General features: G+C 37.4%; 13 protein-coding genes. 10 read left to right on the top strand and 3 right to left on the bottom strand.

The window, feature by feature from the left end; all coding sequences use genetic code 11:
• Positions 1 to 705 precede the first annotated feature (705 nt).
• From ACOXY8_RS12880 to ACOXY8_RS12870, 3 genes are all read left to right on the top strand, one after another.
• On the top strand, positions 706 to 957 hold the full coding sequence (locus ACOXY8_RS12880) for a hypothetical protein (RefSeq protein WP_458332010.1): 252 nt from the start codon (positions 706 to 708) through the stop codon (positions 955 to 957).
• 216 nt (positions 958 to 1,173) lie between these two features.
• Positions 1,174 to 2,238, top strand: a complete 1,065-nt coding sequence (locus ACOXY8_RS12875) for a hypothetical protein (protein WP_458332009.1) — start codon at positions 1,174 to 1,176, stop codon at positions 2,236 to 2,238.
• Positions 2,204 to 2,638 carry a DUF1573 domain-containing protein gene (locus ACOXY8_RS12870; protein WP_458332008.1) on the top strand — a complete coding sequence of 145 codons (435 nt, stop codon included), beginning with the start codon at positions 2,204 to 2,206 and terminating at the stop codon, positions 2,636 to 2,638. Before ACOXY8_RS12875 ends, ACOXY8_RS12870 begins: the two co-directional genes overlap by 35 nt.
• 191 nt (positions 2,639 to 2,829) lie before the next feature.
• On the opposite strand, the gene ACOXY8_RS12865 is transcribed toward ACOXY8_RS12870, so the two are convergent.
• Positions 2,830 to 3,561 carry an SIMPL domain-containing protein gene (locus ACOXY8_RS12865; RefSeq protein WP_458332007.1) on the bottom strand — a complete coding sequence of 244 codons (732 nt, stop codon included), beginning with the start codon at positions 3,559 to 3,561 and terminating at the stop codon, positions 2,830 to 2,832.
• A gap of 165 nt (positions 3,562 to 3,726) precedes the next feature.
• Here ACOXY8_RS12865 and ACOXY8_RS12860 point away from each other — a divergent pair, with 165 nt between their 5' ends.
• From ACOXY8_RS12860 to ACOXY8_RS12850, 3 genes are all read left to right on the top strand, one after another.
• Positions 3,727 to 4,188 (top strand): (2Fe-2S)-binding protein, encoded by a 462-nt coding sequence (locus ACOXY8_RS12860; protein WP_458332006.1) that lies wholly within the window; start codon positions 3,727 to 3,729, stop codon positions 4,186 to 4,188.
• Positions 4,189 to 4,234: 46 nt separating this feature from the next.
• Entirely contained in the window at positions 4,235 to 6,469 is a 2,235-nt protein-coding gene (locus ACOXY8_RS12855; RefSeq protein WP_458332005.1) for a molybdopterin cofactor-binding domain-containing protein, read from the top strand.
• Between the two features lie 81 nt (positions 6,470 to 6,550).
• Complete coding sequence (locus tag ACOXY8_RS12850) at positions 6,551 to 7,741, top strand: DUF4221 family protein (protein WP_458332004.1); 1,191 nt, start codon at positions 6,551 to 6,553, stop codon at positions 7,739 to 7,741.
• 14 nt (positions 7,742 to 7,755) lie between these two features.
• Here the strand turns inward: ACOXY8_RS12850 and ACOXY8_RS12845 are convergent, their stop codons facing one another.
• Entirely contained in the window at positions 7,756 to 8,925 is a 1,170-nt protein-coding gene (locus ACOXY8_RS12845; protein WP_458332003.1) for a THUMP domain-containing class I SAM-dependent RNA methyltransferase, read from the bottom strand.
• 317 nt (positions 8,926 to 9,242) lie between these two features.
• Between ACOXY8_RS12845 and ACOXY8_RS12840 the strand changes: the two genes are divergently transcribed.
• Together ACOXY8_RS12840 and ACOXY8_RS12835 are read left to right on the top strand one after the other, a co-directional pair.
• On the top strand, positions 9,243 to 10,004 hold the full coding sequence (locus ACOXY8_RS12840; RefSeq protein ID WP_458332002.1) for a hypothetical protein: 762 nt from the start codon (positions 9,243 to 9,245) through the stop codon (positions 10,002 to 10,004).
• A 24-nt stretch (positions 10,005 to 10,028) separates the two neighbouring features.
• Positions 10,029 to 10,418 carry a GxxExxY protein gene (locus ACOXY8_RS12835; RefSeq protein ID WP_458332001.1) on the top strand — a complete coding sequence of 130 codons (390 nt, stop codon included), beginning with the start codon at positions 10,029 to 10,031 and terminating at the stop codon, positions 10,416 to 10,418.
• A 334-nt stretch (positions 10,419 to 10,752) separates the two neighbouring features.
• On the opposite strand, the gene ACOXY8_RS12830 is transcribed toward ACOXY8_RS12835, so the two are convergent.
• The gene (locus ACOXY8_RS12830) at positions 10,753 to 11,484 is read right to left on the bottom strand and encodes a lysophospholipid acyltransferase family protein (protein ID WP_458332000.1); all 732 of its coding nucleotides are present in this window, start codon (positions 11,482 to 11,484) and stop codon (positions 10,753 to 10,755) included.
• 123 nt (positions 11,485 to 11,607) lie between these two features.
• Between ACOXY8_RS12830 and murI the strand changes: the two genes are divergently transcribed.
• Both murI and ACOXY8_RS12820 read left to right on the top strand, forming a co-directional pair.
• A complete protein-coding gene (gene murI / locus ACOXY8_RS12825; protein WP_458331999.1) occupies positions 11,608 to 12,420 on the top strand; it encodes a glutamate racemase in 813 nt (270 codons plus the stop codon).
• 28 nt (positions 12,421 to 12,448) lie between these two features.
• On the top strand, positions 12,449 to 13,546 hold the full coding sequence (locus ACOXY8_RS12820) for a complex I subunit 1/NuoH family protein (protein ID WP_458331998.1): 1,098 nt from the start codon (positions 12,449 to 12,451) through the stop codon (positions 13,544 to 13,546).
• The last annotated feature ends 6 nt before the right edge of the window (positions 13,547 to 13,552 follow it).

Genomic DNA, 13,552 nt, shown 5'->3' with positions numbered 1-13,552 from the left:
AGCAAGCTGCGAATGGATAGCAGGCTATCCGTTTTAGTGTAATCGTTAATGTCTATTACTTCCGGAGCTCCTTCTATGGCATTTTCACTCTTGCAGCTAATCAAAAGAAGAAATCCCAGTAGGGTGAAGCCTATAATGCCTCTCGGCAGGTTGTGAGAATTAAAGCCTTTCATTTTAGTAATGGTTAAGGTTAAGAGGACTCAATATAAGCTTTTGGCCAAGCTTATATTGAGGAAGAAAATACAAGAATTGACCTACGCATATAAATTTATAATTATACTATGTTTTATTCTTATATTGAATATTTAGGAAGATAAAGTATAAAAAATTAAATGCAAATCTCGACCTTGTGAAAGGTCTGAGTATTTTAAGTTAAGTATAGAGTGCCTATTTAATATATTATGATCTACTAACTAGTATGTTATGATAATTGAAAACATGCCTATTTTTTGTGGAAAGTGTAGGCTCATTTGATGTATTTGAGCATTTTCGGTTTCGATTTAAAGTTTTATATGACTTAAGTTGAGAATAATAACAAAAAAAAAATGTTCAACATGTTTTTTATTAGTATAAAGTTAATTATATTTCGATTGTTGTAGTACTACTAAATAAGTTCCTGATAGCTTAATTAAATATTGGGTGCACAATTATGATTCTCACTATTATTTGTGTATAAATGTTAGATGTGAGAAAAACTCTACTATTATGTTTAAAAAAAGTAAAAATTTCTTTTATGCAATTCCAGTTTTATTTGGTCTTTGTTTTGGCTTTATGGTTCCAAATTTACAGTCACAAGACAAAAATTTAGATGAAGCGCTTGGGTTCACATGTTACACAGCATGGAGTACAGATGAGAATGAGTTTTTCACTTATTGCATTACTTGTCAACGACAAACAGGTAAATACCACGAGCATACAGCTGGTGATTGCGGCGGAGGTCCTGTGGAAGTTGAATAATAAGTTTGGAAGAGGCTGTCTCATTAGTGAGATAGCTTCTTTTATTGCAAAATAACATTGGATTGAAGTGTACTAAATATAAAAAAAATGATTTTTTATAATAGGAAGTATTACTCACCAAGAATTTTAATTATCAACCAAAATATTGTTTGAGAAAATTTGAGATTGTTCTTTTGAGAAATCCTCTTTAGACATGTTTAAAATAGATTTAATGAAATGAAAATTAGCAATTTGGTTTTAATTATTTCCTTTCTCTTTTTATTAATCTCTTGTAGTAAAGAAGAAAAAGAGGTAATAAATATAGAATTAGAGGGGAAAGAAATCTTAAAAGATGAAGTAAAAATTAATAAGATTATTTCAGTAGATTCAATCTTATTAGGATTCCGAATGGATGACGATTATTATTTTTCTTTATACCATAATGAAACTTATGAAAAGTATGGAGATATTCTAAAAAGAGGAAATGGCCCTAATGAGTTTAATTCTCCAATCAGAGTTCATGGGTTTGAATACGAGAATCGAGATCTATTTCTATGGTTTCATGATATAAATGAAGTTAAGCTTCATAGGTTAAATATTACTAAAAGTTTGATACTAGATGAAACCATAATCGACAAAACACTTAAAATTCCATTAAATCCAGATCCTTTAAGCATTCGATTTATAAATGACTCAATTATTGTTTTTAATAATTCGAATCTATCATTGAGAATCAATCAACTTAATTATTACAACCTCAACAGTGATAGCTTATTTAAGGAAATACAATTTGATTTGGAGTATGAAAAGCAGTCTCAAGAAGTAGAGTATATACAATACATTTATAACATAATTTATGTTAATGTATTTGATATAAAACCAAGTAAAGATAAAATTGTAACTGTTTATCAATATCAAGATCAAGTAGATTTATTGAGTAGCGAAGGAATTAGGTTGAATCGTTATCAAAACAGCACTGATTATATGAATAAAAGTACTGATTTTTTATCTTCAAGAAAAAGAAGTGCATTGAATATTTATTACAAGGCAGTCGAAGCAGATGATAATTTTATTTATGCTTTATACTATAATCAGCCTAGTGAACTCTATCTAAATCAGCATCATAATTCTTCCATTCATGTATTCGATTGGGATTTGAATTTGATTGCAGAAATTAAATTGAAAGACTACCTTTTAAATTTCAGCCTTAATAAAGAGCAAGGGACAATCGTTGGATATGATTATTTTAATGAAAAATTACTAGAGTATGAAATTAAGAAAATTATTAAAGATCTTTTATAGTGTAAGTTTGTTTGTTGCTGCGTTTGCAATTGTTCAATTATTATCTGTTAATAGGAATGATAATCAAATCAATTCAATTAATGGTAATTTAGAGATGTCTTCTAACCAACATGATTTTGGGAGACTTAAACAAAACATTTCCGATACTTTTCTGATCACACTTCAAAATCCTACAAATGAAAAAATTATAATAGAAGAGGTACAAGCTCCATGTTCCTGTACAAATTTTCACTTGTATAAGTACGAATTGGAGCCCAATGATGAAAGTCATCTTATGATTATTTATGATTCCAAAGACCTTGGCATTTTTAATAAATCGATCTATATAGTTTCAAATACCCAAAATAGCCCACAGCAAATAGTGATAACAGGTGAAGTACTAAAAGAACTAGTTCAATAATTAGAGAATTTTATTTAATGGTTAATTATAGATTAGGGTTTTGGCTCAAGTAAACAGATTGTTGTACTATTGTATTTTAACAGTCTATAGCTAAAAGCAAAAAAGGGACAAGGCAATAATTATCCAATTGCCTTGTCCCTTTTTTGTATAAGCGAAATAGTAAGACGAGCTTAGATGAGGATATATTGCTTTTATTTCACCTCATATTTCAGCTTCATTGTAATAGAAGCTGTCTTGGCTTTAGAAGAGGTGTTAAATGTGCCGCCCCATGAATAGTCCTCCCCAGAGTTTTGTCCGGTAATCTGGAAAATTCCCATTTGAGCATCCTTTAATTCACCCAGTTTAGCTCCAGCATTTTCAGCTATTTTCTCAGCTCTTAATCTTGCATCTTCAGTAGCTCGAGAAACCATTTCAATTTTCAGTTCTTCTAATTTGGTAGAGTAGTATCTTGGAGCTTGCGAGTAGAATTGTACTCCTTTGTTTAAGAGCTCAGTAATCTCTCTTGAGATTTGCTCAATTTTCTCTACATTATAAGACTCTATTTGTACAGATTGATTTAGTGTATATCCGATAAATTCCTCACCTAAATATCGGCCATCAGCACTATAATTGCTTTTGGTATTACGCATCGTATTTACAGAGCTAAATACCAAATCGTTTAGTTCAATGCCCTTACTTGTAAGGTATTCCGACACTATTTTTTTATCACTTTCAAGCCCGGCATAAGCCTGCTGTAAGTCTTGGTTCTCTTTGGAGAAATTACCTTCCCAAACGATTAGATCTGAAATGAAATCTGTTTCACCCAAACCCGTTACTGAGATGGTGCCATTTTGGTTGTTTCTGTTTATCACAGCATTGCCTAATACGATGGCCGCTATGATTATTGCTATTGAGAATAAAATTGGAGCGATGATATTTTTCATAATTGATATTTGGATTGGTAATTAGCTATTTTTTGAATTTGGTATACATTCATTCATTATCCTCGGCTAGTGGAAATATGAGCGTTTATATTCTTCTTACTTTGATAACAATCATTAATTCAGTAATTTATTTCCAAATCATTTAGCAGAATTCAAGCCAAGAACATGAAAGAGCGCATAAGATTAAAAGTAAATGGAAGAGAACATGAGATGGAGATTGATCCGGAAACACCACTTTTATATGCGTTGAGAAATAATTTGGCTTTGAATGGAGCCAAATATGGTTGTGGTATTGGCCAATGTGGCGCATGTATGGTTTTGTTAAATGGCAATGCCCAAACTTCTTGCAATATCACATGCACCGCCGCAGCAGGGTATGAGATCGTGACTATAGAAGGCATTGGTGGTCAGGAAAATATGAGTCCGGTTCAGCAGGCTTTTGTGGAGGAACAAGCCGCCCAATGCGGCTATTGCGCCAATGGAATGGTGATGACTGCGAGTGCTTTGCTAAGCAGAAATGCTAATCCTACCAACGAAGAAATAAAGCAGGGGATGAATAGAGTACTGTGTCGCTGTGGCACACATAGCCGTATCCTGAAAGCAGTAAAAAATGCCGCTGCAAAATAGCAATTCTTTAACCTCCCGCTTTTTTTCAAAAGGAAAACTCATTGAAATGACGTACTCAAAAATCACCGATATCCTGCCCAAAAACAATCGCCGAAGTTTCTTAAAACAAACAGGCAGTTTGCTTATTGGCTTCAATCTTTTGCCTCTTTCATTTTGCTCATCCAATCCTGTTCAAGATTTTTTAACAGAAGATTTACCTTTCGAAGTAGATAGAAATCTGGTGGACGCTTGGATACGAATAGATGCCGATGGATCGGTGACGGTACTCACAGGAAAGCTCGAACTGGGACAAGGAATAAAAACTGCGCTAATGCAGATTGCCGCCGAAGAATTGGATGTTGATATGAGTCGTGTAGATATCATCATTGCGGATACAGGTAGAACGGCGAATGAGCGCGTGACTGCCGGTAGTGGCTCTATCGAAGGCAGCGGAACGGCGATAAGAAATGCAGCCGCTGAGGCAAGAAGTATCTTGATGAAATTGGCAGCAGAAGAGCTCAAACTTTCGACAAACGAATTGACTGTGGTGGATGGCGTGGTGAGTGGAAGAAGTAGCGATAAAACCGTGGCATATTGGGATCTGCTGAAAGGAAAAAAGATAGATGGTAGAGTAAGTGGAAAGGCGCAACAAAAAAATCCCAGTGACTATACCATTGTAGGAACCGGATATAAGCGGGAGGATATCAAACGCATGGTAACGGGAGGCGAGAATTACGTGCAAGATTTACGCTTTCCCGATATGTTGCATGCACGAATTGTAAGGCCGGCAAATTACCTATCCAAATTGGTCAACCTGCCAAAAGCCGAAGCGCTCAAGATGGAAGGAGTGGAGGATATAATAGTCGATGGGAGTTTTGTGGGAGTGATTTGCCAAGAGGAGTTTCAAGCCATTAAGGCAATGAATTTTCTCAAAGAAAATGCCGAATGGGATAGCCCAAAAATTTCGCCATTGGCGGATAAACTCTATGAAGATATGATAGCCAATAGCAATCCACCCAATTTGGTGGAAGATAGTGGCTCAATCGAAAGAAATTTATCAGAGGGTGATACCATTGAAGCCGAATATTTCAGACCATTTCACATGCATGCTTCCATCGGGCCATCTTGTGCGGTAGCGCTATGGAAAAATGACCAACTCACCATTTGGACACATAGTCAAGGCGTATATCCCTTGCGAAGTACAGTGGCCGCTATGTTGAATCTGCCGGAAGAAAAGATAAGAGCTATTGGAGTGCCAGGCAGCGGGTGTTACGGTCATAATGGTGCAGATGATGTTGCCGCTGATGCAGCCTTACTTGCTATGAAAATGTCTGGTAAGCACATTCGCCTGCAATGGATGCGGGAGGAAGAGCACGCTTGGGAGCCTTATGGAAGTGCGATGGTAATGCGAATGAATGGAGAGGTAAAAGATGGGAAAATCACAGCATGGCATGCCAAACTATGGTCGGATACGCATAGCACTCGACCAGGTGGCAGGCCCGGAAATATTATTTCAGCTAGGTATCTTGAGAAGCCTTTTGAAATGAGAGCGGGAGGATATTCTGGTGGAAGCTACAGAAATGCTACCCCACTTTATCGTGTAGATGCATTGAAAATCGAAATGCACGATTACACTAGCCCTTTGCGAACTTCGGCTTTGAGAGGTTTAGGTGCCTATGCAAATATCTTTGCCTTGGAATCATTTATGGATGAATTAGCTCAAAAGGCCGGCATCGATCCCGTTGACTTTAGATTACAAAATCTGCCTGATGCTAGAGGAAGAGAAGTGATTGATGCAGTAGTAAAGGCCAGCAATTATAGAACTCGACAATTGGAGTCGAATGTGGGTTTGGGAATTGCCTTTGCACAATACAAAAATTCAGCATCTTATTTTGCCATCATCACCGAGGTGAAAATGGATAAAGAAAACAAGAAAATCCAACTAGTGAAAATGGCGGGTGCAATTGATGCCGGACAGGCAATAAATATCGATGGACTCAAAAACCAAACCGAAGGAGGGATGATCCAATCGGCTAGTTGGACGATGCTAGAGCAAGTGAAATACAATGAACAAGGAATTGAAAGCACGAACTGGAATAGCTATCCGATTATGCGCTTTCAAGATGTGCCTGACATCGAAGTAGAAGTAATAAATAGACCCAACGAAAAAGCCCTGGGCGCTGGAGAAGCTGCACAAGGACCAACGTCCGCATCAATCGCCAATGCAATATTTAATGCATGCGGACAAAGATTGAGAACTCTGCCATTTACAGCCGATAAGATCGATTGGGAAAGAATTTAAACTGCTTTTTAACCGTCTTTATTAATTATTCAAATTGCTATAGAATTTTGAATTAGATTCACATTAATTCAAATCTATCGAATGAAAAACTCATTTTTGATCCTACTACTTGTAGGCCTTTTATACGCCTGCAACAATGACCCAAATGATCAAAGTAAAAGTAAAAGCAAAGCTTACACGCTGCTCAACGATTCTGAAATCCGATTTCCACTCGATAGTCTAACTGGTCAAAAACCTCAATATATACAAGTAGTTGAAGGTGAAGATGGAAATAGATCGTTTACCTTTTTCAATAGCTTAAACCATTCGCTTTACTTTTACGATTTTGACACTAGAGCTATTGATAAAATAATTGCCTACGAGCGAGAAGGTCCAAATGGAATTGCAAGGCCAACTGGATATCATATTTTGAATGAAGACTCGATCTATATTTTCAATCTACTGAGCAATGAATTAATCAGAACCAATAGCGAAGGAGAAAGCTTCGAGCGTATTTCGATGATTGGAGGAGAAAGCATGACATCCGCAGATTGGGCCTTGCTGTATCCTCAGTTTTTCCCGCAGTCAGTTACGCCATTTCTATCCAATAAAGACGAACTCATCGTTGCAGGCTCTTACATGTGGGCTATTCCTGATTCAATAATTTCTACTTTTAAATTCACTGCTAATATCAATCTACAAAATAACTCGGTTCAATATCAACATAGTTACCCAACTGAGATTTTTGGGAGCAAATTCAATTGGGATGATCCATTTTATACCACCGTACATTACGATTTGAATTCCAATACGCAAGAAATGATTTACAGCTTTCCAATTACACATGATTTGTATATCGGCAAATTGGGTGAGCCTAATTTGAGAAAGGTAGAAAGTGCAAGAGATGCCAAAAGTATTTTACCACTGATGACAAGTAACGCCGGAGAATCCACCCGTATGGAGATGGCTGAGCATGTTAAGCAAACAGATATTTACGGAGGGATTAAATATGATCCATTCCGAAATCTCTATTATCGATTGCTGAAGAAAGGAATTAATAATGTAGCGGAGGATATCTCTTGGCAAGAAAAGCCAATTGTCATTCTGATCCTCGATGAGAATTTACAATATGTTGGTGAAACTGAGATAGGTTTGCTTAAAGACTGGAATACAGAAAATATGCTTGTAACTAAAGAAGGCTTGTTGATTGAATACCTAGGCAGCGAAAATGCTGAAGATGAAGATTTCATCATCTTCAAGCTTTTTGAAGCGGAGGAGTTGTTGGAAGAATAAGCTATTCCTCCCGCTTATTCCTTCACCACTCGTGTACCTTTATAAAGCTCGTATCTCAGCAAACGACAGTCGATGGTTCCGTTGTAAAACTCGATTCTACGACTTGCTTTCAACCTTACTTTTTTAGCTAATTCCAAATTGCCTGTAAAGATAAACCCGGTATAGCCGGCACATTTCTGTTTCATGAAATTGCCAATTCGATCATAGGTTTCTTCCAATGCCTCTAATTCGCCTAATCGCTCACCATATTCAGGATTGAAAAATAGAATTCCGTGATCAGTTTCGGGAATTGTAGTGTCTGCAAAATCGCAATGCTCCAATTGTATCAAATGATCCACACCTGCGAATTGCGCATTCTTTTTGGTGTCTTTCAAGGCATCTACACTCAAATCCGAAGCGATAATGATAAGTCCTTCAGGCTCTTGGATTTTTGCTTCGAGCTCTTTCTTTAAGTTATTGTAATATTCTGGTTCATAGCCTTTTATATGCTGAAATGCATACTGATCTCTATACAGCCCAGGAAAGCGATTACTTGCAAGCATTGCTGCTTCAATGGCAACCGTTCCCGCGCCACACATTGGATTCACAAATGGGCTTTTCAAATCCCAACCAGTAGCCAAAATGGTACTTGCAGCCAAATCTTCCATCATTGGTGCAAGTCCAGGGATTTTACGGTAGCCATGTTTGGCCAAGGTTTTTCCAGTTGTATTTAGGTACACATTGGCTTCTTCATTTTTCCAGAAAAGCTGAATTACAGCTCCTTCAAAATCTGATCCCGAATTAGGTCTATCTCCCGTTATTTCACGAAAACGATCTACAATGGCATCTTTGATTTTCACATTCACAAATAGCGGATTATCCACACTTTCGTGATTCACGGTAGATGCTACCGAGAAATAGGTATCACTGCTAATGCACTGCTCCCAAGGCAGCACATTTATCATATCATAGAGTTCCCGGACATTCCTCAAAGGGAAGGATTTCAACTCGAATAACACCATGCTCGCGGTTCGCAAATGCATGTTTAGAAATATACAATCGTTAAGGGAACCATCCAGCTCTACCGTGGTGCGAGTGCTAAAAGTTGGGTTGAAGCCAAGTGCAATAACTTCCTGCTCCAAATATGAAACTGCGCGATCTTTACAAGTAATCACGACTTTCGAAATTCTATTGAAATCCATCATTGCTGTAAAATTAGGCAATTTTGAGAAAGGGACAGGGAATTTTAATTCTTAAGAAATGAAAAGGAAATTGGAATGTGCTATAAGGTATTCATTGTCATATAGCATAAAGCACTTAATTAGGTAACTCAAAGTACACCTACAGCTTTTATCAAAAAGCAGATCAAGCACAAATAGACAGAAAAAGTTATTTTCTCAAAGACTCAAAAGACCTTGAAAAAGTTTAAAGAGAAATTTTATCTATAATTGAAGACTTCATATATTCGATTAGTATTGTCGTGTCAAATAAATCAGTTGCTAAATCAAAAATAGAATTTAGGATGAAAAACAAAGTGATTAGTTTATTCAATAGATCAAATACTTCGCAAAACAAAGAGGTTAAATATTCTCAATTGTTGGAGAAATTTTTAAAGCCTTTTGTTCAAGAATTTGAGGAGGTGGAATATTATGACGAAATTATAGAATTTGGAATGAATGCATGGAACTTCGGAAATATGAAAATGCTTTTGCCTAAAGGAGTTCTGAATGAAGTAATGACTGTTGAAAATGCTCAGGATATAGATGTAGATCTATTAAAAAGAATGATTGATTATAAAGTCCTTCATTTTAAAGAATTCACCAATTTTATAACAGATTATGAATTAACTGAAACCGGAGGAGATCCTATACTGTCAGTAATTACACAGGATCAGGGTTCTTATTTGGCAATGATGGCCGAAAGTATGGAGTCTGAAGATTCAGATATGGATTTTGAAGAAGGCCACATTGATCGTTTTGCCATAATTGTAAAACCCTTGCAACCCTTTATAGACTGGTATTTAAATCTATACCCAGATGATCCAGAAGAGCTTGAAGAAGTGATGCAAACTCGTACATATCTTTTGAGTGATGATGTTGAAAATGAAGAAGCCTGGCTCAGAAAGAAATTTGATAAAATTTTTCAGCTGGAGTTAGAAACATTTCATCCCAATAAAAAGGAATGGCCTCAGAAAAGAAATTACAAAATGTTTAAAGATTGGCTTCGGGTAGAAATATCAACAATGATTTATGATTGTGAAGAGTATCCTATTTCAAAATTTTAATGATTTGAGTTAAATCCATTCTGGATGAGTGTCAAATTGACTGAAAACGATATTTCCTTCCATATTAGAGGTTCTATTTTTGATGTTTATAACGGCTTGGGAGCAGGGTTGCTTGAATCTGTTTATGTGGCGGCATTAGAATTGGAGCTTTTAAATAAAGGGTTGACAGTTAGGAGAGAAGTGCCTGTGCCTGTTCACTACAAGGACACCAAATTGGAATTAGGCTTTCGCATAGATTTATTAGTGGAAGATAAGGTGATTATAGAAGTGAAATCAGTTGAACATCTTGCGGAAGTGCATCATAAACAGGTTTTAACCTATTTGAAAATAACGGAATTGAAACTAGGGATTTTGGTGAATTTTAATGTAGCGAATATTAAGGCAGGAATATTCAGAAAAGTAAACGGCTTATAGCTTTTCTCCCGTAAATACCCTCAGAAGGAAAATCTGCGCCAAACTGCGCTATTCGCGGGAAATCTTTTTTATTTCCCGCAGATTACGCTGATATACGCAGAGAAGAAATCTGTGGCAAACTACGCTATCCGCGGGAAATCTTTTTTATTTCCCGCAGATTACGCTGATATACGCAGAGAAGAAATCTGCGCTCATCTGCGCTATCCGCGGGACACTTTTTTTATTTCCCGCAGATTACGCTGATATACGCAGAGAAGAAATCTGCGCTATCCGCGGGATACCTTTCTTATTTCCCGCAGATTACGCTGATTCCCGCAGAAAAATACACTAAACTTTATTGATCATTTATATATTTCTGAATGCCCAAGATCATCACCTCCCGCACTTTTGCCTTATAGGATTCCACCGTTTCTGAATGTTCAATGGGAATAAGCGGGAGGATATAGCAATGTACCGTGCCCGGCTTCATTAAAAATGTACCTCTTGGCATCAATTTATTAGCACCTAAAAATAGGAGAGGAGTGATAGGCGTATTCGTTTCAATTGCCAATCGAAAGGCCCCATTTCTAAAAGGCAATAGGAGTTCATTGCTATTATTTCTCGTGCCTTCTGGCGAAATCAAAATGGGAGTACCGGAATCCAAAACCGCCTTTATCCGTTCTTGCCCTTCTTGTCGGCTTTTTGGATCAGTACGATCTATCCATACAGCGAATCCCGAAACTAATTGCCCAAATATTGGAACCTTCGAAAGCTCCTTTTTGCCAAGTGCCTTCACTGCCCAGGGCAATGTGGCAGGAATTGCAGGCGCATCCAGATAGGAAGTATGATTGATTACATAAATCGTCGATCGGATATTTTGAAGATTCTCCTTTCCATAAACCTTGAATTTTATCTGCGTGAAAAAACTCACCAAAGCCACCCAAAGCCTTACAAATTGGTAAGAAAAATGAAAACCTTTCCGACTAACTAAGATTGGAATGCCAATAAATGGCGATAACAAAAGCATAATCCCAATAAACCAAAGGGCTGCCCAAATAGTAAAAAGTATTTTGAGTAGTTTTTTCAATTTGCTGCTTGAACTTTTGTACCAATTTTACAGTAATAATAGTACATTTGAAAAATAAATTTTCTTAACCTCTTTGCTTGCCAAAAGGCCCCTTTTTCCAATTGGGGCCTTTTGTATATAAAAATGGCCATTAAAGCATCTCAACCTATTGGAATTTTTGATAGCGGCATCGGCGGAATGACAGTTGCTAATGCCGTGAAAGCAATTTTGCCAAACGAACAACTCGTTTACTTTGGCGATACGGCACACCTACCTTATGGCGATAAATCTACTGCGGCAATTCAGGCCTATTCCATTAAAATCACCGATGTACTTTTGCAAAAGGGCTGCAAGCTTATATTAATTGCTTGTAATACAGCATCTGCCGCAGCATTCGAATTGGTAAGAGAGTACGCAGGCTCTCGGGCCAAAGTAGTAAATGTCATCGACCCGGTAGTGGACTACATCAGAGAAAATTATGATAATGTAAAAATAGGCTTAATTGGTACCCGGCAAACGGTGGCTTCCGGAACCTATCAGCGGAAAATTGAAGCACTTAACCAAAATATTGAATGCAAAGCTTTGGCGACACCCCTGTTGGTTCCCATGATTGAAGAAAGTTGGATAAAAAACGACATTAGTAAGCAAATAATTAACAGCTATTTGGCACATGAAGAGTTAAATGATATCACTTCGCTGATTTTGGGATGTACGCATTACCCACTTATAAAATCTCAGATAAAAGAATATTATTTCGATAAAGTTGATATACTTGATACCGCAGCCATTGTAGCCAAATCAGTAAAAGCATATTTAGAATATAATCATCTGCTTTCGAGTAAATTAATGGGCTCAGATCATTTCTTAGTTTCCGATCTTACACCAAATTTTGAGGCCACAACCAAACTATTCTTTGGCTCGCAAGTTCCGTTAGAGAAATATCCACTTTGGGAGTAATCCTCCCGATTGCTTACTTTGCATTGCCATGTCAACCATTCTTTATTTCCTTCCATTATTAGTGCTTTTTACAGTACTGGCCGTATGGGCAGAAAGGAAAATTGGTGGCTATATTCAAGATCGATTGGGACCAACAGAAGTTGGCTATTATGGTCTTTTACAAACCGTAGCGGACTTACTCAAGTTACTCACAAAAGAGGATATCGTGCCAAGTAAAGCCGATAAATGGCTTTATAAAATTGCTCCGGTTATCATATTTGTCGCTGTTTTCACAGGTTTTTCTGTCCTCCCGCTTACTTCCGGCTGGCGGGGCGCCGGACTCGAAACGGGCGTTTATTTCCTATTAGCTATCGTTTCCTTAGATGTATTCGGACTGCTGATGGCCGGCTGGAGTGCCAATAGCAAATACACTCTCTATGGCGCCATACGCTCTGTTTCTCAAATTATCTCCTACGAAATTCCACTTGGTCTCACGGTCATCGCTGTAGCTATGATTAGTCAAAGTTTAGATCTCCAAGAAATATCGTATCAGCAAAGTACCTTTTGGGATCATAAAGCTGCCGGAGTTTCTCAAGGATTATTCGGTATTATTTCCTCTGTGGATATGTCTCAGGTTGGGGGTATTTTTCTGTGGAATATTTTCCGCTACCCATTGTTGATTCCTGCATTTCTGATATTCTTTATCGCTTCCTTGGCAGAGAGTAATCGAGCGCCATTTGATTTGCCCGAAGCGGAATCTGAAATCGTGGGCGGCTTTCATACAGAGTATTCAGGTTTTCGCTGGGCATTGGTTATGTTGTCGGAATACGGTGTGATGTTGCTCGTTAGTTTCTTAGCCGCTGTCATGTTTTTGGGTAGCTGGAATAGCCCATTCCCAAATATTGGTTCAGTGAAATTAGCCGATTGGACTAATGGGGAACCCGGAACTGTTTTGGGTCATGTGCTTGGAGCTTTCTGGCTTACAAGTAAAGCCCTATCTTTAATTTTAATTCAAATTTGGGTGCGATTTACATTCCCAAGATTAAGGGTAGATCAGCTCACAAGTTTGTGTTGGAAATACCTAACGCCTGCTTCATTGATTATCATTTTTGTAGCAGCTTTTTGGAGATTGTGGATGCTAGCTTAGTGGATT

Origin of the sequence: Peijinzhouia sedimentorum (genome assembly GCF_049340005.1) — a bacterium.
GTDB lineage: Bacteria > Bacteroidota > Bacteroidia > Cytophagales > Cyclobacteriaceae > CAXBDP01.
The sequence above is the reverse complement of the archived record's forward strand: the minus strand, read 5'-3'. Positions and strand labels throughout refer to the sequence as shown.